The organism is Celeribacter sp. ULVN23_4 (genome assembly GCF_054788345.1).
Window position 1 is genome coordinate 37025 of sequence record NZ_JBTVYO010000007.1, and the last position, 24038, is coordinate 61062.

Below are 24038 nucleotides of genomic sequence, written 5' to 3' on the forward strand. Positions count from 1 at the left end.
AAATTGCGACAGAGCCAAAGCGGTGGGTCAGAACTCCATCTTCAGAGAAATCGTGGCCGTGCGGCCCGGAGCGAGGAAGTCAGCGGAGTTCATTGCATCGACATAGGCTTTGTCTGTCACGTTGTTGATCGCAAAGCGCAGCATGGCATTGTCGCGCAACGCGTAGGAGCCATAGAGGTCAACAGTGGTATAGGTGTTCGCTTCATAGCCGTTGATCCCGTTCAAGCCCAGTTGGTCTCCGGGGACGACATGTGTCGCACGGGAGCCAAGTGTCAGCCGGTTGTCCATGAGACGCAGTCCGGCATCGAGAGATACTTTATATTCGGGTGGCACGAATATGTAGTAAATCTCGTGCGTTGTTGCTGTACCGTTGCCCCACGGATCATTGTTATAGCTGTCAGGATAGTCCCCCATCGTACGGGTGAAGGATGCGCCGATGTAATAAGGACCGGCATCATAATTCCCTTCGAGTTCCAACCCCTTCAGATGGGTCGTGCCGTACAGGTTGGTATATTGATAGAAATTTGTCTTATAAGCACTGTCATAATCGGGCGTACCGTTCACGGATCCCATAGCGATGAAATTATTGACCCTTCGATCAAACCATGCGGCCTTCAGCCGCAATGAATCCCCGTCCCGGAAAAGACTGTCATAGGACAGGTTCGCGCCGATTTCCCAGCTGCGTGACGTTTCGGCTTCGAGGTCGGCGTTGGGAGCATAGTAAAGCAAGTCCCCGATATGCCCACCGCCAAGAAGCGTTTCGGCAAGGCTTGGCGGACGATAGCCTTCGGCATATTTTCCGAACATTTGCACACCGTTTTTAAAGGTCCACGCGGCACCGATTTCCGGGGAAAACGCACCGCCGTCGCTTTCCGCGTCTGCTGTCATGTAAACTTGGTTTCGCCTTGCACAGCGCCCGTCCGCACGCGGCGAGGTGCAGGCCGTGTAAGCCGTTTCTCCAGAGAGATCATAGTAATCGTAACGTCCGCCAATCCAGCCTTCGAACCCGTTCGGCTGTTCATAGGTCGCCCGCAGGAATGCACTGTAGAGCGAGCGGTCGCCGTTCGGGTTTGGCCCGGTGTACCAGGAATCGCTGCCCTCATCATCCTCATCATAGGTCACAACGGCCGTGTCGGTCGTATCCTTGAAGGCTTCCAGCCCGTAATGAAGCGCGAGATCGCCTGCAGAGAGTTGGAAGCGGCTGGTGTTCTCGAGGCTCACGCCATAGCTGTCGATTGCGTAGTCGACATCGAAAGCCCCATAGGTGGTCCGCTCAGTCCGATATTGTTCATTCTCGGTCCGGTTGTACCAAAGGCGGGCCTGAAGATCGAATAGGGGATCGTCCGGGGTCCAGTCATAAGTCAGCGTGCCGGTCAGGTTGCGAACATGGTTGGTGTTGACATAGCCTTCTGCGATGGTACTGGTCGTGAACTCCGTATCATATCCGACAAAGCCAAAAGTAAGTCGCTGGTCCGGGGCAAAGTCCCATCCGGCTTTTAGCAGACCGGACCACGTTTCAGAGCCGGTGAACACCGCCTGCCCATCACTTTCCTCATAGTAGTCTTCGATGTCTGAGGGGGCAGAGCCATTCTGTCCGACATCATACGCCCCCAGAGACTTATGGCTCAGGGCCGCAACGAAATCGACGGTATCGGACAATTGCGCGGCAAAGGAGGCTGAGCCGTTGAAGTCATACGCGTTGGACCCCGTTGTCAGGTCGATCTCGCCACCATATGTCTCCCCCGGATCGAGAATGTCATCAGCCTCAAGTGTCCGGTAATTGACCACACCACCATGTGACCCGCCAGAGCCGACACCCGTCGTCGCGTTCTTTTCCACCTCGACCATGCGCAAGAGCGAAGGATCAATATAGACATTCGACGTGTAGCCGTGCCCGCCCTGCTGGAAGTTTTGCCGCGCCCCGTCGATGGTCGAAGTGACCCGGTTTTGATCCTGAAGTCCGCGAATATTGACACTGATGCCCGGATTTTGGGTTGCGCCCGCGGTACTGACGCCTGCCATACCGGTGAACAGATCGCCGGAGTCACGGGGTTGCGTCGCTTCTATGGCCTCTCCGCTCAGCACACTCACACTTTCAGGCGTCTCATAGACCCAGTCCGGCGTGGCTTGAAATCCGGCACCTGAGGAGGCGTTCGGATTGAACTCCGAGGCCACAACGATTGTATCGAGTACGGTCACATCGCCGCTTTCGGCAGTGGCGTCGCCTCCAAGCACATCCTGAATCGTGACCGTGTTGCCGCTGATCTGATAGATCAGCCCAGTGCCGGACAGCAGGATGTTGAGCGCTTGGCTGCGGTCATAGTCGCCATTCAGCCCGGGGCTTGATTTGCCGGACACCAGATGCGCCGGATAGGCGAGGCGCAGGCCGGTTTCCCGCGCAAAGGCATTCAGGGCACTGCCAAGCGACTGGGCCGGGATGGCAAGCTGATATTCGGCGGAGCCGTTTTGGGCATGGCCTGTGGCAGGCGCAAATGCCGCGAGAATGGTCGTTGAAAGCAGAGCTGTGCGTAATAGGTGGAGCCGCTGCGGGGGCTTGCTGCCCGTCATGAAATGTCCCTCTTGAAGATGCGTCCTTGCGAGGGGTGGCTGGGCTATTTGCTATCCCTCAACTGTATAGACCGCGAGACAAGGGAGAGTCCTCAATAAAACTGACAAAAAGACTCAATTAAAATATTAAACCATTGTTTCTTAATGTTTTTGTTATTCGTGAAACAAGCCTTTGCATCACGTAAAGGAAATCACTGTCACAAGATCACCCGCATGGCGCAATTTGATCGGTAGGCCTTCTGACAGAGCAGAGAGAGCGCCTGCCGGGTCATTCAAATCCAGAACGCCGTTGACTTTGAGAATATGCGCGTAGGCCTCATCGGTGAAAACGATCCAGCCCGGATGCCAGGGACGCAGCCCGGCAACGATATCGGCGAGTGAGGTATCTTCCGCGATTAACAGCCCCTCGCGCCATGCGCTTGCGGTTGTGGTGTCGAGCGTCGTCTCTGACAACAGGGCTCCTTCTGCACTAAACCGGGCCTGCGTGGCTGGGGCAATCTCAAGAACAGATCCTTGCGTGCGATCCATGACACGAACGGGGGCTGTGTCGGCGGTCACGATCATGTCGCCATTGAGCAAGTTCAGGTTCACATCCGCCCCCCCACCGACCGCAAGGCCGAATTGCAAATGGCCTGCAAGAATATCGAACCCTGCCGTTTGTGTCGTGTCGGAGCTTTTGAAATATCCCTGACCTTGTTTCAACACAACTTGGCGAAGACCTTGAGAAAACTCGGTATCCAGTGCCGATTTGGCATTGAGAATAACCTTTGAATGATCTGGCATCTCCAGCGTCCTGAGCTCCGCGACTCCGGTCACTTCATCGGCCAAGAGGCGCGTGGCTTGACGGTTCACCCAGGGCGCACTAGCCCCCATGGCAACCGCGCCAGCAAGACCTCCGATTACCTGACGCCGTGTCACGCGCGGCGTTTTCCGTCCCGGTTCGATCCGGCCCGTCTCAGAGTTGCGATGCACATGTCCGGCCATACCCCAGAGCGCCTGCGCCTCGGCTGCCGCTTGTGTATGTGCCACACTCAGATTGCACCAATCCTGATACTGGCGCCGATCCGTAGACGTCGCCTCGCCGGAATTGAGGCGCACGATCCATGAGAGAGCCTGATTTGAGAGTTCTTCATCTGCGCTGAGGTTTGACCCTGGCTTCGGCATGAGAGGGGCTCCGGTTTGTGTCTCTTATTCTTATAGACCGTGGCAGTAGCGATGTTCCTCAACAGGGCATTGCATTTTTAACTGTCTTTCAGAACATCTCTGCAATGTTTCAAGGCGCGCATGATGTGTTTTTCGACCATACTCGTTGAAATCCCCATGCTTTTTGCGATCTCTCGATGAGTCATCCCCTCGATCTTGTTCAAGAGAAACGCCGTCGCACAACTGCTCGGAAGCTCGTTGAGCAACACGGCCAGCCGCAGGACCTGTTCACGGATCTGATACTGCGCTTCACTGTCAGCAGGCCCCGCCAGTTCATCCATGCTATCCAGATCAATCCGATATAGCCATTCCCGATGGCGTCTGGCCGTAAAGTCGAAGGCTGCCCGTCGAAGTGCGGTGATGGCGTAAGCTCGGGGATTGGCGATGTCACGCTCAAGCGTCGCACTGGCAATGAGTTTGACATAGGTGGTCTGGACGACATCTTCGCCGGCATCGCGGTCCCCGACGATCCGGGCTGCGCGCGTCAGCATGTCCCGATGATGGTTTCGAAACAGGTCTGCTATCCAACGATCAATAAAAGCAGCCATGACTGATCCTCTGCCAATACAACGATTTGGTCTGATGGGCTGACAGTCACGCGCCTTCGGAGGGCGGGCTGACTTGATCTCGGCGATCACTTGTAAAAAGTGGTGCCAGAGGCGGCTGAGGAAAACCTAATGAGATATGTCTTATAAGAAAAGATAATTCTTAAGCGCAGGTTTTCTGAGTTGCTTATGTGGATTCATTTGATGCTCTTTGAGCTCCGAAGAGTTAGAGCAAAGATCTGAAACATAGTTTTGGGACGAACGCTGTTAAATCTCTCAGCGCAGCACGCGCCCCGCCTTTATCTGTTGTCTCAGGTTAAAGGCCGAACGCTCAAAGCAACACCCGCACCTCTGGCATGCCCGCCCACGCAATTTTACTCCCCAGCGGAAAGTAACTGAGAGGTTCTTTCCGTACTCGGATATCTTCACCGTTTACAAACTGAACCTCAGCGTTAAAGGCGGGCCAGTCTCGCGGTGAAACGTCCTCAAACATGTCCCTTTTGATCATCGGGATGTGCCTGTTGAGGATACCGTGCAATTCAAGGGCGGGAACGGTGCCAGCGGGCCGTCCGTTCTCCCGCAGCGCGGCTCCGAAATTCTCCTCCGCGCGGAGATACTTGCCAAACATATTCAGGCGGTCCGTCGACATTCGGAAAAAGGGGAGAGCTTCCCCGGTGTCTTGGCCATTGATCCAGATATCCGCCATAATGAACGGGCTGTAAGCGGTATTCCATGAGCACAAACTCGCGAACTCGATGAAACGCCTGGCGACATGCAGGTCCGAGTATTTCGGCTGCCAGCGGAATTTGGGGTTTGTGTCACGGTCGATGCTCTCGTTGTCGGCTTGCTTGATTGCCGCCACCAGCACGTGGTGAAACTCACGGCGATCCAGATAGTCCTCAAGTAAAAAGAAAGCCTTGTGATCTCGGCGCAGAACGGCTTCAAGGAGTAATCAACAAACTTGCAGAGCGTTTCTCGCAGCACCGCTTTTTCCCGCTTATTGAGAAAGGAGAAATGTTGCAGAACAAGGTCAAATTCGGGCTCGTAGGAGGGCTCTGTCGCAAATTTTTCTGATGACTGCAAACAGGCTTCCAGCGGACATGATTATGCTACCAACTCCGCAAAGTTCTGGAACGCCGAAGCGCCGTTGGCCGGGATCGAGACCGCCCACATGATCCGCAAGGGACAACTCCCTGTCGCAGGCAAGAACGCATTTCAGCAGTTCGCGGCACTCGCGGGATAAGCGTGCTTGGCCAAAGGCCTGCACTTAACCAACGGGAATATTTGCGGCAGAACCTGAGACGACAGGTCCCAGCCTTGATAGCCACTCCAGAGCTGCACATCATAGACAGCTATTGCGACGCACCATCACATGACTATCATATGCGACACCTGACAGTATATTTCGGAATAAAGACATAAAGCACATGGGATCGAACTCTGACACGCAAGACCAGATACGTGAAATCGCATGGATGCATTACGTTGGCGGCCTGACTCAGGCGCAAATCGCCACGCGTCGCGGTCTGAGCAAGATGAAAGTCCATCGCTTCGTGCAAGCCGCCCATGAACAGGGGCTGGTCAAGATTTTCGTAAACAATGTCCCGACGAATTGCATGGAACTCGAAAGCCGCCTGATCGAGGATTACGGTCTGTCGAGCTGTACCATCGTCCCGGATGTGAACGAACTCCAGACCATGGATATTTCGATGCCCGCCGTCGCCAGCGCCGGGGCGCGGTTCTTGCATGGCCGGTTGGAAAACACGGATCAGATGATCCTCGGCATCGGGTCAGGGCGCACCATGTCCGCGATTGTCAAAGCCATGCCCGCGATCAAACGCAAAAAAGCGGAGTTCATTTCCGTCACTGGCGATTTTGCGGCCCTGAGTGATGCCAACCCTTTCGAAGTCATTCACGCCCTGATCGACAAGACCGAAGGCAAGGGGTACGCCTTTACCGCACCCTTGATCGTCGACAGCGAAGCGGACCGCAACCTGTTCCTGCGTCAACGCAGTATCCGGGAATCCTTTGATCGGTTGCGCGACGCCTCCATGATCATGATAGGCGTCGGGCATGTCGGCCCCGGCTCGTTTTTTCGTTCTTTCGGTCTGATCACCGATGCCGAACAGGGCGACATGATCCGCCAGGGCGTGGCCGCCGACCTTGCGGGCAATTTGATCGACGATACAGGCGCCTTTATCGACAGCGGCATCGCAAAACGCATGTTGGGGATGGAGCGCGACCTGATGCATGACCGCGAAATCGTCGCCGTCTGCGCCGGGATCGAGAAATGGCAAGCGGCCCGTGCGGCGCTGCGCTCGGGCCTGCTCAATGGCTTCATTTCATCCTATAGCGTGGCCCAGCGTATTCTGGACGCCGAGTAGCGGCCTCTTTTAGGCTTTCGGCTTAAGCTTGGCCTGCTCCAGAGACCAATATTCCATGTCGAACAGATCACGCTCGTTGAGCGGCGTGAAACGCCCGATCCCTTCTGCGGCCAAAACGATCCGCGCGGTTTGTTCGGCCAGATCGGCGGCCACACCGGCCTCTTTGGGCGTCCGCCCGATGCCGACAATCCCAAGCCCCCGGATCAGCGCCACACGCGGCAACGGATCGAGCATGGTTTTCGGCTCGTCGGCATGGGGCGCATTGCGGTTGAAATAGGCCTCGTACCATGCCGCAAAATCTTTGATCGCCGCGCGCCAGTCTTCGACGCCGAATGTCGCCTCGCCGATGACCGGACGGGGCTTGATGCGGATGACGTGATCCGGCGTCGCGGTGCCGCGCCCGGTGATCTCCGCCAATCCCTCCAGCGCCAGAAAACGGTCATTCGCATCGCTGAGACGCAAATCGAGCGCCAGATTGTCTGCAAAAAATCCCCATTCTTTCAAAGCATCCCGCAGCGCCGCAACCGAGGGATGCGCCTCCGGGTCCTGCGCCTTCGTGCCGACCTCTTCAGGCAACAAAGCCGCGCCTTTCGCGGCAAGATACTCTTCGCACATCGTCGTATAGCGCAGAATGCGCTCGTAAGAGGTGCGGGCATCGTCGCCAAAGGAGAACAGGCCGTGGTTCACCAGAAACTGCCCCGACGTTCCCGCGCCCTCTTGGACATGGATTTGATCCGCCGCGTGCGAGAGTTTGAAACCGGGCATGACATAGGGCACGATGCTCAGCTCATCGCCGAAAATCTCGCGGGCGCGCTCGGCGGCGTCCGGTTGATTGGCAATGGCCAGCGCCGCACAGGAATGGGTGTGGTCGACGAATTTCGCCGGCAAAAATGCGTGCAGCAACGCCTCCACCGACGGGTTCGGCCCGCTTTGGTCCAACATCTCGCGGCGCAGGAAAGCGACCATCTCTTCGTCCGACATCGTCGCCGTCTTGCGGGCCTCCAATAGCGGATCGAGCCACATCGCGGGCAAACCCGGCCCCTCGATGGTCGCCAAATCCCAGCCGGAACCCTTCACATGGATGACATCGTGCTCCGCGCCGCTCTCGTCGCGCCGCCGGGTTTTGACCGAGGTGTTGCCCCCACCATGCAGCACCAGATCCGGCTCCTGTCCGATCAGCTGCGACGTGTAGACCCGCATCGCAAGATCCTGTTCCGCCGGGTCATCCCCCGCCGCGCGACGCAAACGCTCCGCTTCCGCTTCGTCCCAAAGAGACTTCATAATCACATGTCCTTTTCCATAATTACCGTTTCACACGCGCCCCCGCCGGACGCCAGATCGGCTCCAACCCGGAGGCCTCACCAAGATCGCGCAGGCCGTCAGTCACCTCAGACCAACGCGCTTTCAACGGCGCATAGAGCGCCATGTTGTCCGGATCGGGCACCACGCGGCGTTCGATCGGGCTGGCCATTGCCGCGACCGCCTCGTCCAGCGTCGCAAACAGTCCCGCCCCCACAGCCGCCAACATGGCGCACCCCAGCGCGGTGGTTTCCTTGACCACTGGGATCTCAATGTCCCGACCCGTCACATCCGCAATGATCTGCGGCCAAAGCCTGCCCTGACTCGATCCACCCGTGAATTGCAGCGTGTCATAGCGCTGCCCCGATAGAGCTTCGAGCGTCTCAAGGTGGTGATTGGCCAGGAAGGCCCCCGCCTCCATGACAGAGCGCGCCACCTGTCCAAGCGCCAGTCCCGGCGCGTTCAGATCGAGGCCCAGAAAACTCAGCGGCGGCTGTTTCCACGCATCCGACTGCATCGGACAGGCCGTGGCGGCAATCGCCCCAGCAGAGCCCGCAGGCGTGTCTTGCGCCAACTTTTCGATCAGATCGAAGGCGTCAACCTCGCCGCCAGAAAGCTTTATCAAAGGCTCAAAAAACGCGTCCCGAACCCAGCGCAGCGCAAAGCCGCTCAGAAAACCGATCCCTTCGACCATCCATTCTTCCGGACGCGCGTGGCACAGCGTGCGCGGCCCGAAAGCCGGATCGACCAGCGGCTGATCCGACAGGATCGTCATCTGCCAGAAACTTCCACCAACGAGCGTGGCCTGCCCGGCCCGACGGCCAAGCCCCAAGAGCGCGAGCTGGGTATCGCCGCCGCCCGCCGCCACCGGCGTACCTTCGGCCAAACCGCAGCGTGCCGCGGCCTCTGGTGTGACTTCGCCGATTTTCGTCCCGGCTTCGACCACCGTCGGCACGGTTTCTTCCGACAGTCCAATCAGAGCGAGCAACTCTTTCGACCAGCCCCGCGCCGCAAGATCGAAAAGTGCACTCGACGAGCCCGCTGTCGGTTCGGTGACATAGGTGCCGGTCAGCCGGGTCGCCATCCAGTCGGAAATCATCCCGAGGCGATGCACACGCGCGAACACATCGGGACGATTGTCACGCAGCCAATGCAACCGCGCAGGCGCCGTGATCGACACCCAATCTCCGCCACGACGGTAAATCTCATCCGAGATGCCCGCCTCGGTCAGCGCCTCGGCCTGAACCTGCGCGCGCCCGTCGACATTCGGACAGGCCCAAAGCACCTCGCCCGCATCGTCGTAAAGCACGATCCCCTCACGCATCGAGGTCGTTGACACGGCGGCGATCTCCTCGGCGGAGATTTCAGCGGCGACGATGGATCGAGCAATCACCCGGTCAATCAGTTCGCCATTTGGCCCGGTTGTGAAATCCAGACCACCGGGGATACCCTCCACCGCCGGATGCCCCCATTCTTCCTGGGCACTTCCGACAATCTCACCTCGCGTGTTGTAAATAATCGCGCGCCCGCTGCCAGTGCCGGCATCGACCGCCATCACATAGGCTGTCTTCATCATATCCTCCCTGACGATGCCTCCCCGCACCATCTCGCAATGTCTCGCATTCTGCCTCAGTTACATGGGTTTCTGAGTTTTTCCCCTTTCAGAAAGCGCGCCAGATCTTCTGCGATCTGCTCGGCGGCGAATGTCGCCACACGGCGCGATGCACCGGCAATATGAGGGGTCAGGGTGACATTGGGCAATCGCAACAATTCATCGTCGTTTTTAGGCGGCTCCACCTCGAAAGTATCAAGCGCCGCACCACCGAGTTGCCCGCTAACCAAAGCCTCGCAAAGCGCCGGTTGATCGACCAATTCACCCCGCGCCGAGTTCACCAGAACCGCGCCTTTTTTCATCTTCGCGATCCGCTCCTCCGAGATGATACCCGTCGTCTCTGGCGTCACCCGCGCATGCAGGCTCAGAATATCGGATTGCGCAATCAGATCGTCGATTTCGACCTGCTCGACGCCGTCAATGGCATCCTGCACGGTCAGTTTCGCATAGGGATCGCAGATCAAGATCCGGCAGCCGAAGGGTTTGAGCAGACGCACCACCCGCTGTCCGATATGGCTGTACCCCAAAAGCCCGACGGTCAGATCCGACAACTCGTCGCCGGTGCGGTCGTAACGGTAGAGATCGCCGCGCCAGATGCCTTGAGACAGCCCGGCATGGCCCACGGTGATGCGGCGCACATTGGCGAGGATCGCCCCGACGGTAAACTCCGCCACGGCGGAGGCGTTGCGACCGGGGACATTGCACACGGTCACATTGCGGTTGCGGGCCGCCTCCATGTTGATATTGGTCGGCCCACCGCGTGACACACCGATGAATTTCAAGCGCGGCGCTTTTTCCAAAAGCGCTGCGGTCACAGGCGCCAAATGCGTCACCAGAACCTCTGCCTCCGCCAGCATGGCTTCGAGATCCTTGGGGTTGCCACTGTATTCCTTGATTTCCGTTCCTGCCGGTCCGTCATGCGCAAAGAACGGCACCTCCGGCCATTGCAAATCGCGCGTGACCACGTCGCATTCCGCGCCAACCGCATCACGCACCGCAGCCTCAAAAACCGCCGAGGTGATGAATTGATCACCGATGGCGGCAATCTTGAGTTTCTCCATGTCGTCCTCCCATTCCATGTCTTACATATGTTATAAATAACTTGACTGATATTAATTTCATGTCAAGGTTATTTATGCGGCTGCCGGTCCGGGAGGAAACAGGGCCCAGCCCAAAGGGAGGAAAATATGAACAGCAAAACTCAGACGAATAATCGGACCAAACCGCAAAGCACGGGGACCGCGCTGTCGCGGCGCCAGGTTTTGGGCGGTGGTATGGGAATGGCGGTCGGCGCCGCTTTGGGCAGTGGCGTGCTATCAGCGCGGGCTTATGCGCAGGCGGGCGAGACCATCACCGTGCTGATGTCCCAGCCTCAGGTAGGCGGTGCCCGAATCGTCGCCGCAGCTTTCGAGGCGGAAACCGGCGTGAAAGTGGAAATCGTCCCCGTACCGCTCGACCAGATTCAGCAGCAACTCACCCTCGACCTGCAATCCGGCGCGAAACGATTCGACGCCTTCGATTATTGGTACATCTCGAAAGGCTCGCTGGTCGAAACCGGTGTTCTTGAGGACATCACCGACCGGATCGAAGCCGACGCGGACGAAATCATGCCGGAAGATTTCATCGCGACCGTCTACGATCCCTACAGCCTCTATAATGACCGTCGTTACGCCCTGCCCTTCGATGGCGATACCCATGCGCTGTTCTACAACACCGAGATTTTCGAGCGAAACGGTCTGACGCCTCCGAAAACATGGGATGAGGTCATCACCACATCTGAGGCCATCACCAAAGCCGAAAGCGCCAATGGCATCTATGGCATGGCCTTGATGGGCATTCGCGCGCCGCTTCAGAACATTTCCGTCTTTGCCAACCGTCTCGCCAACTATGGCGGCGAGTTCCTCGATGCCGACGGGCGTCCGGCGCTCGACAGCGACGCCGCACTCATGGCGGCCCAGAACCTTGTCGCCACGGTGCCCTCGGCTCTGCCAACACCAGCGGAAACCGGCTTTGATCAGGCGCTCACCGCCTTTGTTGGCGGACGCGCCGCAATGACCGAAGGCTGGATCGACCTCGGCGCCTATTCCGAAGACAATGAGACCTCGAAGATCGCCGGAAAATGGGACGTGGTGCAATTGCCGGTCGGTGGCAGCCAGACCGAAAGCCGCGCGCCGCTCAACGCGGGATGGGCGCTTGGCATCGCGGCCTATGGCAGCAAAAAAGATCTTGCCTGGGAGTTCATCAAACTGGCCTCCTCGGCGAAGATGCATCTCGATTTGCTGACCACCACCGGCTCCGGCATCGATCCGACCCGCATCTCCGCTCTGACCAGCCCGGAGTACGAGGCCTTCAACGCCCGAAGCCAACGGGCCGCGAGCGCCTCGCTCAATGGGGCGATGGCCTGGCCCACCGGACCGCAAGCGCCGCGCATGCTCGAAAGCCTGTCCGAGCAGCTCGCCATCATGATCTCCGGCGAAAGCACGCCCGAAGAGGCGATGGAGCTGGCACAGAAAAGCTGGGAACGCCTGCTGCGTTAAGCCCCCTGCGGACAGGACCTGCCTCTTGGACGCGCATCGCGGATGCCGCGCCCAAGGGGTGTAATTTCATGAATGACAACACAGAGGAGGCCCCATGATGGCGACGCCACCGGCAGCTTCTTTCGGATCAGATCGCGGCGCAAACCAGCGCAAGCGTGCGGAATGGAGCATGACCCTGCCCTTGATGGCCGGGCTTGCGATTTTCGCGGGCTACCCTTTGGTGTACCTCGTGCTTCTGGCCTTTTCCCGCTCCGATCTCGGTCAACAATTTCAGGGCTTTGTGGGCCTCGAAAATTTCGATTGGGCGCTGAGCGGCACGAATTTTTCGGGCTCCGTGGGCCATGCCATCCTGTTTGCGCTGATCGTATCCTTGGTGCAACTGGCGCTTGGGCTCTACCTTGCGGTGATCCTGAGCAAGATCGTGCGTGGCGGGCGGTGGCTTCGGACCATCGTGCTTTTGCCGCTGATGACACCGCCGGTGATGGTCGGGATCGCGTGGAAGCTGATCCTCAACCCGTCAGGCGGCTGGCTGAACGGCATCTTGCTACGTACCGGGCTGATCGACGACCCGATTTCGTTTTTCGGCAACCATGACCTCGCCTTTCCAGCGATCATGCTGGCGGACACATGGCAATGGACACCGCTGATCGTGATCCTGTGCTTTGCGATCCTGCAAGGCGTGCCGCATGACGTCGAAGAGGCCGCCGCCCTCGATGGCGCCTATCCGAAACGGATTTTCTGGACCGTCACCCTGCCGATGATCGCGCCTGCGCTGCTCTCCGTCTACCTGCTGCGGGTGATCATGGCACTCAAGACCTTTGATCTGGTCTATACGCTCACTTTCGGCGGCCCCGGCAATGCCACCAACATCGCCACGTTCGAGATTTGGAAAACCGCCCTGCGGGAATTCGATGTCGGCCTCGCCGCGGCCCAGACGCTGATGTTCGCGATCACCGTTTCTGTCGTCACCCTGCCCATCGTTTTGCTGCACAATCATCTGGAGAAACGTCGATGACCGCCTCTGTTCAGGACACCCGCACGGATCGCCTGATCCGGTTCGGCTTTCTGGCCGCGATGCTGATCTTTTTCGCGCTGCCCATCGTCTACCTGTTCTCGACCTCGTTCAAAACGCCCGACGATGTGTTGCAAGGTCGGCTCCTGCCAGAGGCCGCGACGCTCAAGAATTACCCCAATGCCTTCGCGCATGTCCCGGTGCTGCGCATGATTTGGAACTCGGTCGCTGTGGCGCTTTTGAGCGGGGCGATCACGCTGGTGATCGCGGTGCCCGCAACCTATGCCACGATCAAACTCGGGGCCTTTCGCAGGACCGTCCCCAACATCACGCTGGCCTCTTATGCCGCGCCCCCGATCATCGCGCTGATCCCGCTGTTCTATCTGTTGCAAACCGCACAGCTGATGGACAGCATTCCGGGCCTTGCGCTGGTTCACGGGCTGATGAACCTGCCCGTCGCTTTTTGGTTGCTCAAGAGTTTTGTCAGCGACATCCCGGCAGAGATCGACGAAGCCGCCTGGATCGACGGCGCGGGCTATTGGCACACGCTCTTCGCGGTGATCCTGCCGCTGATTTTTCCCGGCATTCTGGCCACCGCGCTGATCTGTATCATCCTGTCTTACAACGAGTTTCTTTTTGCTTCGGCCCTGACATTCAGCGAAGCGAGCCGCACGATCACGGTCGGCATGTCGCTCTTTCAGGGTGAGCGACTGGTGAATTTCGGACAGATGGCGGCGGCCTCCTTCACCGGCATGGTGCCGATCTACCTCATCGCATTCTTGTTTCAGAAACATCTCGTCGGCGGCCTGACACAGGGCAGCATCAAATAGCGCGCGCCCTGCGACGCCACCATTCTTGGGAGGAGAACCCATGGTCTCAATCAACATCCAGAACCTCGAAAAACACTACGGTAAGGTGAAGGCACTTCACGGGCTGAACCTTGAGATCGACGATGGCGAATTCATCGTGCTCGTCGGCCCCTCAGGCTGTGGCAAGTCGACCCTGCTGCGCTGTGTGGCCGGGCTGAACCCGATCTCGGGCGGCGATATTCTGTTCGACGGCACGCCGGTCGGCCACCTGCCGCCGCAAGAACGCGATCTGTCGATGGTGTTTCAAAACTATGCGCTCTACCCGCATCTGACGGTGGCGCAAAATCTCGCCTTCGGCCTCAAGGTGCGCAAGACCTCCGCAGAGGAGATCGAAAAGCGGGTGAAATGGGCTGCCGACATTCTGGCCATCACCCCCTATCTCGACCGCCGCCCGCGCGCCTTGTCAGGCGGGCAACGTCAAAGGGTGGCCATGGGCCGCGCCATGGTCAAACATTCCAACGCTTTCCTGTTCGACGAACCGCTGTCGAACCTCGACGCCCAGCTCCGCGTCCAGATGCGCAAGGAAATCCGCGCCCTGCAACAGCGGATCGGCGTGACCTCGATCTACGTGACCCACGATCAGGTCGAGGCAATGACCATGGGGGACCGTATCGTGGTGATGAAGGACGGGCGGATCGAACAGGTCGGCAGCCCGGCCGAGCTTTACACCGCGCCGAGAACCCGCTTTGTCGCGGGGTTCATCGGCTCGCCGCAGATGAGTTTTGTCACCGCGCGGGCCGACGGGCATCAGATGACACTGAGCGACGGCACGGTTCTGACCAGCGCCACCGCCGCGACAGGCGCGGTCACCCTCGGCATCCGACCTGAACATTTCCTCGATGGCACCTCCGAGGCCAACCGGCTGACACTCGATGTCACCACTCAACAGGTCGTTGGCACCTCGACGAGCTATTTCGCCACTCTTGGCGACGGTGAGATCGAAGTGATCCGGCAAGGTAGCGACACAGAGCGCCCTGCGACCCTCGCGCTTGGCATTCGGCCCGAACATATCATGGTCTTTGACAAGGACGATCAGCGCATCGCGGCCTAAAGCGCCACAAAGCGAGACCTAAAAAAGCCCCCGCAATGCGGGGGCTTTGTCTTGGGACCGGGATCGTTCACTCAGGGTATGTGCGGATCGGCTTCAGGTCGATGGCGTGGCCAGTGCCAGATTCAAGGATCACCTTTAGTTGCGGCTCGCTGTCGAGGTAATAGAACTCGATGGTCTCGCCGATGCGCCCGCCCATGAGCATCTTTGCACCCGCCGCATCCATGTCCTTCTTGAACTGATCGGCCGCATCCTGACCGTGTTTCATCACGGCGACGTGGTGCAGGCCCTCGCCATGTTCTTCGAGCCATTCCTTGTAAATCGAGTCGCCCTCAAGCGGCTGGATCAGCTCGTAACACATGTCGCCCACCATCACCTCGGCGCAGAGCATCGAATAGGTGGCAGGCTTGCCGTGCAGATGGGTGTCATGCAGCACGGGAGCAGTATGTTCGTAAACATTCCACGGCCCCCAGCCCAGAAGCTGGTGATACATTTTCATCGTCGCATCCAGATCGCGCACGACGACACCGATCTGAGTGATTTTGGTTTCCTCGGACATTCCTATCTCCTCCTTTGGAATGAATCTGCGGGCGGGGGATCAGCTCCGGCCCATTTTGCGTGTGATGGCATCGAGAGCGACGGCGATCACCACGATCGCACCCGTAACCACCTGTTGCAGGTAGACGTCGACACCGCCCAGCACGATCACATTGCCGATCACCGCGATGATGGCCGCGCCCAGAAGAGCGCCCCAGATCGTGCCGATGCCGCCCGTGGTGGCGATCCCGCCGATGACAGGCGCGGCAATCGACGGCAAAAGCCAGGATTGCCCCATCGAGGCCTGCGCCGACACAAGGCGAAAGCACAACAGCATCCCCGCCAGCCCGGCCAATGCGCCCGCCACGGCATAGGCGGTGATGCGGACACGTTGTTCGTGGATGCCGATGATCTTGGCGGCCTCGCGACTGTTGCCCACGGCATAAAGGCGGCGCCCGTAGACCGTTTTCGTGGTCAGGAACAGGATCACGAGAAACACGCCCGCCATGATATAGACCGGCACCGGCACCCCCATGAGCGTGCCACCGCCCAGAACCGTCACCTCTTTCGGCAGCCCCACGATGGTGCGGCCCTTGGTGATCCAGAGATTGAGACCCGAATAGACACTGAGCATGCCGATGGTCACCACCAGTGAGTTCAGGTTGAACATGGTGATGATCGTGCCATTCACTGCGCCGGCAATGGCCCCGACCGCCAACCCCGCCGAAATGGCGAGCGCCGGATCGAGCTGCGCATCGACCAAAAGCTTGGTGCAGACAATGCCACACAGCCCCGCGATGGCCCCGATGGAGACGTCAATGTCACCGAGCAAAAGCAACAGGCCCTGCGCGATGGCCACGATGCCGATAAAGGCGAGATCGCGGGAAATGATCGTCATGTTGTAGCTTGTCAGGAATTGCGGCGCGACAAGAGACGCAACCAAACAGATCACCACAAAAGCGATCAAAACCCCGACGATCTGGCCGCCGCCTTTCAGATTGAAACCTCGTCTCTGCGTCATGTTCACCAGCCCGTCAGACATGGGCATCCTCCCTGTTTGCGGCCGTCGCATCAGAGGCGCCGCCCGTGTTGATAATCGAGGACAGCAAGCGTTCTTCGCTCAGCTCCTTGCCCGCGATCTCCGCATTGATCCGCCCGTCATAGAGGCTCAGAACCCGGTTGCTGCATTTCAACAGCTCTTCGATCTCCGAGGAGATCAGCACCACGGCGATCTGTTGGTCCTCGGCGAACTGTTGCATCAGGCGGTAGATTTCGTCCTTGGCGTTGACGTCGATGCCGCGCGTCGGTTCGTCGAAAATCATCACCCGCGGGTTGGCCATAAGGCCCCGCCCGATCAGCACCTTTTGCTGATTGCCGCCGCTGAGGTTCATGATCTTGGTCTCGGATGAGGCGGTTTTGACCCGATAGTCGCCGATGATCTTGGCTGCGGCCTCTGCCTCGCGTGCATTGGACACCACACCCAGCCGCGCCACGTCCCGCAACAGACCTGCGCCGACGTTCTGGCGCACCGACATATGCGGGAAAATCCCATGCGCCTTGCGCTCCTCAGAGAGATACATCACCCCTTTGGAAATCGCGCGGGCCGGTTTGTTGAACACCCATGGCTCACCGTCGAACCACGCTTGCCCCGCCGTCGGTTTGCGCATCCCGAAGAGCGTTTGCAGCACTTCGGAACGCCCGGCGCCCACCAGCCCGGCAAACCCCAGAACCTCACCCGCGTGAAGATCGAAAGAAACCTCTTCGAAGCCATCGCCAGACAGCCCCTCGACCCGGAACACTGGGGCGCCACGCGGGGTGCGCGGACGGTAGAGCGTGCTCAGGTCCATCTCCTTGCCGGTCATCTTGGAGACGATCCAGGCCTCTGAAACCTCCTCGCCATCGGAATTGCCGACCACACAGCCGTTGCGCAGAACGGAGACCACGGAATGCAGCCGCATCACCTCGTCGAGCCGATGGGTGATAAAGACAATCGCGGTGCCGCGGGCCTGCAACTCTTCGACAATCGCAAAGAGCCGTTCAATCTCGGTCGCGGTCAGAGAGGCAGTGGGTTCGTCGAGGATGAGAATGTCGGATCGGCGGCTCGCCAGCGCGCGGGCGATTTGCAAAAGCTGCTTTTCAGCCACCGAAATGTCGCGCACCAGATCCTCCGGCGCACAGGTCATTTTCAAATCATCGAGAAAGGGCCGCGCCGCCTCTTCAAGCGCCTTGCGCCGGAACAGCGCGCCATTTTCCAGCGGCAGGAACATGTTTTCCGCGACTGTCATATGGTCGAAGAGGTTCAACTCCTGCGGCACATAACCGATCGCCGGAGGTGCCTCGCCATCGTGGTGCAAATCGCCCTCATCGGGACGGTAGATGCCAGTCAGCACCTTGACCAGCGTGCTTTTCCCCGCGCCATTTTCGCCGACGATGCAATGCACTTCGCCGCGTTCGAACCGCAAATCCACCGCATCCAGCGCGATCACACCGGGAAAGCGCTTGGTGATGCCACGGGCTTCCAAAAGACTCATATCGATCTCCCTGAGATTGGCCTGAGAAGGAGACCGGGGCATCGCAGGGATGCGCCCGGTCGATGTTCTGAAACCGGATCTTAGAAGCCGTCGATATTGCCTTCGGCCACCATGTCAGGCGTCATGTAGCCGATACCTGTGTCGATCCAGGACGGCGTTTCCACGCCCATGTTCTGAAGCATCAGCGCCACCGTGGACCATTCGCCGATCATGCGCGGGCGGGTGGCAATGGACAGATCGAGCACCCCGTCACGCATCAGTTCTTGAAGCTGCGGCACATCGTCGATGCCGACGAATTGCACCTCGCCGACACGCCCCGCTTCGCGCAGCGCGAGCCCCACACCAACGGGACCGGCGGCATCCACCACGGCGATGGCATCGAGATCGGCATTGGCCGCCAACATGCGCGAGGCTTCGGTCTGGGCCTTTTGCACATCGTCATAATCAAAGCCCTCGTCGACGATCTCGACATCCGGGTATTGCGCGAACAGGTCCATCAGCGCCTTGTAACGGTCCGCATGGGCGGAGTTGGTCGGCACCCCGTGCAGGATCGCGATCTTGCCCTTGTTGTCGATGCGCTTCAAAAGTTCTTCGCCCAAAATCCGCCCCTGATCGTAGAAATCATTGGAGATATAGGTGAATTGCGAGCCCTGCGGCGCGGTCGAGACAAAAAGCACGACCGGGATGCCGCGATCACGGGCTTCGTTGAGGATCGGCATACTGGCATTCACATCGATGGCATCGATGGCGATGCCGTCGGGTTTGGTCGCGATGGCGCGCTCCAAAAGCGTGTTTTGTTCGACCAGATCGGCCTGCGCCGGGGCTTGGTAATCGATGGTGATCTTGGTGCCGAGCTGGGCACTCAACTGCTCCGCGGTGTCCGCCGCAGCGTCGTGAACGATGTCGAACCACGCCTGCGCCAAGATCGGGATCATCACAAAGCGATATTCGTCCTTGATCTCAGGAACTGCGTCCTGAGCCGATACGCTTGTTGCGCCCAACGTTGTGCCAAACACAATACCACAGGCTGCGGCCGAAAGACCGCGCATAAGTTTTCTCATAGTTTCCTCCCATTGAGAGCATGCCTCCACGCATGCTCAGTTTCAGGCCCCTCTCCTCCAGAGAAACCAACTCCAATCCCGCGCCGGATATGCGCGCCTCTCGCCGGGGCTCCTCTCCCCAGCGCGAGTCTTGGATGTTATTTATTTCATAAATGTTATTTATATAATATCAGCTGTCAAGAAACATTCTTCGCCACACCTCCAATCACTCCGCCTATCGGTTTCAAAGGTGACGGCTTTCGACAAAAAGGGGCTCAGTCACCCCCATAATTTTCACTGAGAATTGCCCATGTAGGGGTCTGATGCCGGAGGGGGCAGAATCCTACGCTTGATCAACACGGATACTGCTTTGCTCATGGGTGACATTATCGCTTTGCATTGCGCATATTCTGATAAGCCCGCCGGAGTGACCAAGGCGTGCATCACGTCAAGCTTGCAACACGCCCGCGCCACGTCATAATTGCGTTACGCAGGAGCACGATCTGTGCTGTATACCTGTCGACAATGGGGAGCCATGGCGGGCATTCTAACTTTTACCAGCAGGCGTTTCGAAGACGCCCAAGCGCATCTTACGCAATCATTCTGCCGCCACCAGTTGGTGCCTTGCGGCACCCGTGCCGTGCGGTTTGCCCATTCTGCCGCGGCCTTGGGAGCGAACGCCTTCAACACGCTCAGTTATGGGGCCGAAATCGAAGTGCAGGCCAAGGGGCTCGAAGATTTCTATATGTTCGAAATGCCGTTGCGCGGTGGTGTCGATATTGAAATCGGTCAGCAGCAGGCCCGGTCTGCGCCGGGACATGCATTGTGTCTGTCGCCCGGGCAACGGTTCCGATCGCGCTGGCGCCAGGACACCTATCAATGGATGTTGCAAATCAGCCGGGCCGCGATTGAGGCCGCCTTTGAACAGCGGGCCCGTCGCCGAGTCGCCGGCGATATCGTTTTCGATCCGGTGATCGATCTGCGGTCAGAACATGGGCGCACCCTGTTGCAGGCCATGCAGCGGCTGGCGACGACCTCCGACACGTTTGACGCACAACTCACAGACAGCTTTCAGAAACAGATTGACGCTGTTGTGTCGCTTCTGGTGGCCAATCTGCCCTATTTTCGGGACGGATCACCCGTGCCGCAGCGCTTGCATGCGACGCCGTACCATGTGCGCCAGGCAATCGACATTATGCAGGATCGCTTTGCGGTCCCGCTGTCCGTGGCAGACATTGCCGGTGACATCGGCGTGTCTGAGCGCACGCTTTATGATGGGTTCCAGCGCTATTACCAGAAGCCCCCCTATGAGGTCCTGATGCGGATTCGCATGGAGCACGCCCGCGTGCTTGTCCGTGCAGGCGATCTGTCGCTTTCCGATGTGGCCCGGCGCGTAGGCATGGCGCATCAGGGGCGCTTTTCAGCGCAGTATAAAAAGAGCTTCGGTCTGAGACCACTCGAAGACCGCCGGCAGGCCATTGGCCTAAAATCGTAACGCCGCATCGGCGTTTTATCCGCATCCTGCAGAAATGTCGCGCGCGCAGCGCAGGACGCCTTGACCGGAACATGAAGGCCTCGGTCTGTATGAGCCATCGCACAGCTATGTCCGATTGTTGCGGACACAGAAAGGAATACAATGCGCGCCTCCCCTGCGTCCTTTGTGGACAGCCCCCTGAAACGTCAAGATGGCAACGCACTGTTGAGCTGCTACTTCCCGCTCGGCGATCCAGAGGTGCCGGTAGAGATGATCGACGTCTATGCGGAGCAGGGGGTCGATGTGCTGGAGATTGGGCTGGCCTCCTCGTATCCGTTCATGGATGGCGCCGATGTACGTGCTTCGATGGCACGGGCCGACCGGGCGCGCTCGCAGAGGGATCTGGAGGCGGTTCTGGAACGTCTGGCCCGCCATCGCAATGCGCCGAAAGCCCTATTGATGTGTTACGCGGATGCCGATCACCCGGCTCATGAGGCGCCCGGGTTCTGGCAGGGACTGGACAGTTGCCTGATCGTCGCGCAGCCGGGCGATCCTCTGGCTCAGAGCTTGCGGGCGCAGGCCGTTGCCGCCGGTGTGGCTCCTTCCGAATTCATTGGCCTGCCTTTGGATGACGCGGCTCTGACGGCGGGCCGCGCGTCGTCCTTCTATGTCATGCTGCAGGCGGGCGCTGGGTTGACGGGCCCGCGAAGGTCGCTTGATCCCGACAACCGGGGGCGCATTGATTACCTGCGCGCCGGGGGTGTCAGTGCGCCGATCCTGTTGGGCTTTGGAATTTCAAATGGCACGCAGGCCAAGGCTGCGCGGGCACTTGGGGCGGATGGCATCATTGTTGGCTCACAAGTGCTGCGCGCGACACTGCAAGGCGCGCGCGACCTGGCTGCGCTGTTGAAAGATTTGCGAGGAGGTCTCGATGCCTGAAGAGTCATGTGCAGAAGAGACATGGGTGATTGGCTTTGACATTGGCTCCACTGCCGTCAAGGCGGGTCTCTTTGGAGTGGATGGCACCGTGGTGGATCACTGGAGCCGCAGCTATCCCACACAACGCCCCGGGCCGGGGCTGGTCGAACAGGACCCGCAACATTGGCTGAATGGGGTGTATGATGCGATTGACGCCTTGCTCAAGGGGCGGGATCCGGCGCGTGTCGCTGCCGTGGGCATGTGCAGTCAGGTCAACACCGAGGTTTTCGTGGATGCCGAGGGTGCGCCGCTGTTTCCCGCCATCACCTGGCAGGATGTACGCGCAGCCCCTCAGGCGGATGCTCTGAACGCGCGTATTTCAGCCGAAGATAAACTGGCCTGGTGGGGGGCGGATATGCCCATCGGGGCCAGCCATGTGATGGCCAAGATGCAATGGATGGCGGACAACCATCCCGACCTCTGGGCGCGCACGCGCTATGTGTTATCACCGAAGGATTATTGCCTGTTCAAACTCACCGGGCAGGCGGTCACCGATCCGATTTCCGCCTTTGGTCAGGTGGGGCTGGATCTGGCTTATATCGAGCCGCTGTTGCAGTTGATACCGGGCGCGGCAGAGCGCCTGCCTGTCCTGCGCTTTTTCACGGATGTTGTCGGCAAGATGCCATTGGGCCGCAGTGGCCGGTCGGTCCCCGTGGTGACGGGCACGATGGACGCTTGGGGCAATCTGTTCGGCTGTGGCGTCTTTGCGCCGGGGCAGGGCATGTATGTCAGCGGCACCAGTGAAATTCTGGCGGTGGTCGGGGCTGCGCGCATCGGGGCGCCGGGGATCGTGACCTTTGCTACCGTCGATGATCTAGTGGTGAACGCAGGTCCCACGCAAAGCGGGGCGGACAGCCTGCGTTGGTGGGGGGAAACGGTCGGGAAATCGCCGGCAGAGCTGGTTGAGATGGCCCGGCAGGTAGACCGCGCCAATAGCAATGTCCTGTTCCTGCCGCAACTTGAGGGCGAACGCGCGCCGATCTGGAATTCGATCATTCGCGGCTCTTTCATCGGTTTGGATAGCCGCACGGCGGGGCCGGAGTTCGCGCTTGCCGTGCTGGAAGGGGTCGCCATGTCGGCCCGTCATCTCTTTGAGGCGCTGACCGAGGCCGCAGGCTGCCGTCCTGAGTATCTGCTCTATGGCGGAGGTGGCGCACGCTCGGATCTGTGGAGCCAGATTCGCGCAGATGCGCTAGGCATTCCGCTGCATCGTTTCGAATATGGGGACGTCGGCTGTCTTGGGGCGGCAATCATGGCGGCGGTCGGCCTGGGAGCCTTCCCCGACATCAAAAGCGCGGTACCCAAGATGACCCATGTCGAAGCCGTGTTCGAACCTGACCCGGCGCAGAAGCCGCGCTATGATGCGATGTTCGACGCCTATCTGCGCGCCATGGAGGCGCTTGAACCTATTGCCCTTTTTAACAGCAAAGAGCATCGCGAAAAGATGCCGTCCTAACGCAACAGATGAGGATACTTGTGATGACCAACCTGAAACTGTCTTTGACTGCGCTGACGCTTTTGGCGAGCACCAGTCTGCCGGCTCTGGCCACGGATGTGAACGTCGTGACGCCCTATATGAGCTCCATTCCGACCAACGACATGGTGCAGGCATTCAAAGCTGAGGGCGAAGCCCTCGGCTGGGACGTGACCGTGATCGACACTCGCAACGATTTTGCCCAGCTTGCATCCCGGATGGAAGATACTGTGAACGCGGGCGCCGATGCGATCGTGCTGGTGTCCACCTCGGCCGAACTGGTGGCCGATCAGGTCGCCATGGCGGCGGAGGCTGGCATCCCAGTGGTGTCTCTGGACGGGGTAAAGGCAGAAAATGTGGCGGTCAATGTCACCTCGAACAATTTCGATCTGGGGGTGCAATTGTCCGAGGCGCTGTTCACTGCGCTGAGCGGCAAGGGCAATATCGTCAAATTCTTTCACTCCGCCCACCCCGGCGTGCACCAGCGGGAACTCGGGCTGGATGCGACTTTGGAAAACTACCCCGATATCAACGTGATTGCGGAGCATTTCGTGCAGGTGCCGGGGCCGGTCGATGACGGGCGCGTGGCCATGGAAAACATCCTGCGCCAATATGGCGATGAGATCGACGGTGTCTGGGCGGCCTTTGATGATCCGGGCATTGGTGCGGAACTGGCGTTCGAATCCGAAGCGCCGGACTCGGATGCAATCATCATGGGGATCGATGGCAATGAACAGGCCGTCGATATGATCGCGTCCTGCACGCACTATGCTTTGACACTGCGCCAGGATTTTCCGGGCATGGCCAAGATCGGTGTGGAGCAGCTTGAAAAGATCCTGAACGGTGAAAGCCCGGACAGTGACGAGATTTTTGTTCCGGCCGTGCCGATCACCGCAGACAGCCTTGGGGTCAGCTGCGAATGACACA

Annotated in this window: 20 protein-coding genes and 1 pseudogene; 10 read left to right on the plus strand and 11 right to left on the minus strand. The window is 59.1% G+C overall.

Translation table 11 applies throughout. The annotated features are described in order from the left end of the window. Positions 1-27: 27 nt before the first annotated feature. The 4 genes from ACYBHZ_RS14700 to ACYBHZ_RS14715 form a co-directional block, all read right to left on the minus strand. Positions 28-2568 carry a TonB-dependent receptor gene (locus tag ACYBHZ_RS14700; protein ID WP_460275037.1) on the minus strand — a complete coding sequence of 847 codons (2541 nt, stop codon included), beginning with the start codon at positions 2566-2568 and terminating at the stop codon, positions 28-30. Between the two features lie 177 nt (positions 2569-2745). Next, positions 2746-3732, minus strand: a complete 987-nt coding sequence (locus tag ACYBHZ_RS14705; protein ID WP_460275038.1) for a FecR family protein — start codon at positions 3730-3732, stop codon at positions 2746-2748. 77 nt (positions 3733-3809) lie between these two features. Next, complete coding sequence (locus tag ACYBHZ_RS14710) at positions 3810-4319, minus strand: RNA polymerase sigma factor (RefSeq protein ID WP_460275039.1); 510 nt, start codon at positions 4317-4319, stop codon at positions 3810-3812. A gap of 328 nt (positions 4320-4647) precedes the next feature. After that, on the minus strand, positions 4648-5184 hold the full coding sequence (locus tag ACYBHZ_RS14715; protein WP_460275040.1) for a hypothetical protein: 537 nt from the start codon (positions 5182-5184) through the stop codon (positions 4648-4650). Between the two features lie 258 nt (positions 5185-5442). Here ACYBHZ_RS14715 and ACYBHZ_RS14720 point away from each other — a divergent pair. Together ACYBHZ_RS14720 and ACYBHZ_RS14725 are read left to right on the plus strand one after the other, a co-directional pair. Next, positions 5443-5559, plus strand: a pseudogene (locus tag ACYBHZ_RS14720) (IS6 family transposase); the annotation flags it as partial. Positions 5560-5743: 184 nt separating this feature from the next. Next, entirely contained in the window at positions 5744-6700 is a 957-nt protein-coding gene (locus tag ACYBHZ_RS14725; RefSeq protein WP_417263481.1) for a sugar-binding transcriptional regulator, read from the plus strand. A gap of 9 nt (positions 6701-6709) precedes the next feature. Here the strand turns inward: ACYBHZ_RS14725 and ACYBHZ_RS14730 are convergent, their stop codons facing one another. The 3 genes from ACYBHZ_RS14730 to ACYBHZ_RS14740 are packed head-to-tail and all read right to left on the minus strand — an operon-like array spanning position 6710 to position 10672. Continuing rightward, complete coding sequence (locus ACYBHZ_RS14730; RefSeq protein WP_460275041.1) at positions 6710-7981, minus strand: class II aldolase/adducin family protein; 1272 nt, start codon at positions 7979-7981, stop codon at positions 6710-6712. Positions 7982-8003: 22 nt separating this feature from the next. Next, complete coding sequence (locus tag ACYBHZ_RS14735; RefSeq protein ID WP_460275042.1) at positions 8004-9575, minus strand: FGGY family carbohydrate kinase; 1572 nt, start codon at positions 9573-9575, stop codon at positions 8004-8006. A gap of 53 nt (positions 9576-9628) precedes the next feature. Further along, positions 9629-10672, minus strand: a complete 1044-nt coding sequence (locus tag ACYBHZ_RS14740) for a 2-hydroxyacid dehydrogenase (RefSeq protein ID WP_460275043.1) — start codon at positions 10670-10672, stop codon at positions 9629-9631. A gap of 126 nt (positions 10673-10798) precedes the next feature. Here ACYBHZ_RS14740 and ACYBHZ_RS14745 point away from each other — a divergent pair, with 126 nt between their 5' ends. The 4 genes from ACYBHZ_RS14745 to ACYBHZ_RS14760 all read left to right on the plus strand — a co-directional run bounded on the left by ACYBHZ_RS14745 (position 10799) and on the right by ACYBHZ_RS14760 (position 15080). Then, positions 10799-12148: an ABC transporter substrate-binding protein gene (locus ACYBHZ_RS14745; RefSeq protein ID WP_460275044.1), complete on the plus strand. Its 1350-nt coding sequence runs from the start codon at positions 10799-10801 to the stop codon at positions 12146-12148. 94 nt (positions 12149-12242) lie between these two features. Further along, complete coding sequence (locus ACYBHZ_RS14750) at positions 12243-13163, plus strand: carbohydrate ABC transporter permease (RefSeq protein ID WP_460275045.1); 921 nt, start codon at positions 12243-12245, stop codon at positions 13161-13163. Then, positions 13160-13990: a carbohydrate ABC transporter permease gene (locus ACYBHZ_RS14755; protein ID WP_460275046.1), complete on the plus strand. Its 831-nt coding sequence runs from the start codon at positions 13160-13162 to the stop codon at positions 13988-13990. The genes ACYBHZ_RS14750 and ACYBHZ_RS14755 overlap by 4 nt, the downstream gene beginning before the upstream one ends. Positions 13991-14030: 40 nt before the next feature. Next, positions 14031-15080: an ABC transporter ATP-binding protein gene (locus ACYBHZ_RS14760; RefSeq protein WP_460275047.1), complete on the plus strand. Its 1050-nt coding sequence runs from the start codon at positions 14031-14033 to the stop codon at positions 15078-15080. A 67-nt stretch (positions 15081-15147) separates the two neighbouring features. Here ACYBHZ_RS14760 and ACYBHZ_RS14765 read toward each other — a convergent pair whose 3' ends face one another. The 4 genes from ACYBHZ_RS14765 to ACYBHZ_RS14780 form a co-directional block, all read right to left on the minus strand. After that, positions 15148-15636, minus strand: a complete 489-nt coding sequence (locus ACYBHZ_RS14765) for a VOC family protein (protein WP_066604082.1) — start codon at positions 15634-15636, stop codon at positions 15148-15150. 39 nt (positions 15637-15675) lie between these two features. Then, entirely contained in the window at positions 15676-16656 is a 981-nt protein-coding gene (locus tag ACYBHZ_RS14770) for an ABC transporter permease (protein WP_460275048.1), read from the minus strand. Continuing rightward, positions 16649-18145 (minus strand): sugar ABC transporter ATP-binding protein, encoded by a 1497-nt coding sequence (locus ACYBHZ_RS14775; RefSeq protein ID WP_460275049.1) that lies wholly within the window; start codon positions 18143-18145, stop codon positions 16649-16651. Before ACYBHZ_RS14775 ends, ACYBHZ_RS14770 begins: the two co-directional genes overlap by 8 nt. An 80-nt stretch (positions 18146-18225) precedes the next feature. After that, positions 18226-19206, minus strand: coding sequence for a substrate-binding domain-containing protein (locus ACYBHZ_RS14780; RefSeq protein WP_460275050.1), 981 nt, complete (start codon positions 19204-19206; stop codon positions 18226-18228). 514 nt (positions 19207-19720) lie between these two features. Between ACYBHZ_RS14780 and ACYBHZ_RS14785 the strand changes: the two genes are divergently transcribed. From ACYBHZ_RS14785 to ACYBHZ_RS14800, 4 genes are all read left to right on the plus strand, one after another. Next, complete coding sequence (locus ACYBHZ_RS14785; protein ID WP_460275051.1) at positions 19721-20680, plus strand: AraC family transcriptional regulator; 960 nt, start codon at positions 19721-19723, stop codon at positions 20678-20680. A 141-nt stretch (positions 20681-20821) separates the two neighbouring features. Continuing rightward, complete coding sequence (locus ACYBHZ_RS14790; RefSeq protein ID WP_460275052.1) at positions 20822-21598, plus strand: tryptophan synthase subunit alpha; 777 nt, start codon at positions 20822-20824, stop codon at positions 21596-21598. Then, positions 21591-23093, plus strand: coding sequence for a xylulokinase (locus ACYBHZ_RS14795; RefSeq protein ID WP_460275053.1), 1503 nt, complete (start codon positions 21591-21593; stop codon positions 23091-23093). Before ACYBHZ_RS14790 ends, ACYBHZ_RS14795 begins: the two co-directional genes overlap by 8 nt. Positions 23094-23116: 23 nt before the next feature. Continuing rightward, on the plus strand, positions 23117-24034 hold the full coding sequence (locus ACYBHZ_RS14800) for a sugar ABC transporter substrate-binding protein (protein WP_460275054.1): 918 nt from the start codon (positions 23117-23119) through the stop codon (positions 24032-24034). Positions 24035-24038: the final 4 nt, after the last annotated feature.

Excerpts from the sequence above, each read along its gene's own strand:
- ACYBHZ_RS14765 (WP_066604082.1), bottom strand. The coding sequence starts at position 15,636 with ATGTCCGAGGAAACCAAAATCACTCAGATCGGTGTCGTCGTGCGCGAT.
- ACYBHZ_RS14770 (WP_460275048.1), bottom strand. The coding sequence starts at position 16,656 with ATGTCTGACGGGCTGGTGAACATGACGCAGAGACGAGGTTTCAATCTG.
- ACYBHZ_RS14725 (WP_417263481.1), top strand. The coding sequence starts at position 5,744 with ATGGGATCGAACTCTGACACGCAAGACCAGATACGTGAAATCGCATGG.
- ACYBHZ_RS14745 (WP_460275044.1), top strand. The coding sequence starts at position 10,799 with ATGAACAGCAAAACTCAGACGAATAATCGGACCAAACCGCAAAGCACG.
- ACYBHZ_RS14705 (WP_460275038.1), bottom strand. The coding sequence starts at position 3,732 with ATGCCGAAGCCAGGGTCAAACCTCAGCGCAGATGAAGAACTCTCAAAT.
- ACYBHZ_RS14750 (WP_460275045.1), top strand. The coding sequence starts at position 12,243 with ATGATGGCGACGCCACCGGCAGCTTCTTTCGGATCAGATCGCGGCGCA.
- ACYBHZ_RS14710 (WP_460275039.1), bottom strand. The coding sequence starts at position 4,319 with ATGGCTGCTTTTATTGATCGTTGGATAGCAGACCTGTTTCGAAACCAT.
- ACYBHZ_RS14730 (WP_460275041.1), bottom strand. The coding sequence starts at position 7,981 with ATGAAGTCTCTTTGGGACGAAGCGGAAGCGGAGCGTTTGCGTCGCGCG.
- ACYBHZ_RS14795 (WP_460275053.1), top strand. The coding sequence starts at position 21,591 with ATGCCTGAAGAGTCATGTGCAGAAGAGACATGGGTGATTGGCTTTGAC.
- ACYBHZ_RS14790 (WP_460275052.1), top strand. The coding sequence starts at position 20,822 with ATGCGCGCCTCCCCTGCGTCCTTTGTGGACAGCCCCCTGAAACGTCAA.
- ACYBHZ_RS14700 (WP_460275037.1), bottom strand. The coding sequence starts at position 2,568 with ATGACGGGCAGCAAGCCCCCGCAGCGGCTCCACCTATTACGCACAGCT.
- ACYBHZ_RS14800 (WP_460275054.1), top strand. The coding sequence starts at position 23,117 with ATGACCAACCTGAAACTGTCTTTGACTGCGCTGACGCTTTTGGCGAGC.
- ACYBHZ_RS14740 (WP_460275043.1), bottom strand. The coding sequence starts at position 10,672 with ATGGAGAAACTCAAGATTGCCGCCATCGGTGATCAATTCATCACCTCG.
- ACYBHZ_RS14785 (WP_460275051.1), top strand. The coding sequence starts at position 19,721 with ATGGCGGGCATTCTAACTTTTACCAGCAGGCGTTTCGAAGACGCCCAA.
- ACYBHZ_RS14755 (WP_460275046.1), top strand. The coding sequence starts at position 13,160 with ATGACCGCCTCTGTTCAGGACACCCGCACGGATCGCCTGATCCGGTTC.
- ACYBHZ_RS14780 (WP_460275050.1), bottom strand. The coding sequence starts at position 19,206 with ATGAGAAAACTTATGCGCGGTCTTTCGGCCGCAGCCTGTGGTATTGTG.
- ACYBHZ_RS14760 (WP_460275047.1), top strand. The coding sequence starts at position 14,031 with ATGGTCTCAATCAACATCCAGAACCTCGAAAAACACTACGGTAAGGTG.
- ACYBHZ_RS14735 (WP_460275042.1), bottom strand. The coding sequence starts at position 9,575 with ATGATGAAGACAGCCTATGTGATGGCGGTCGATGCCGGCACTGGCAGC.
- ACYBHZ_RS14775 (WP_460275049.1), bottom strand. The coding sequence starts at position 18,145 with ATGAGTCTTTTGGAAGCCCGTGGCATCACCAAGCGCTTTCCCGGTGTG.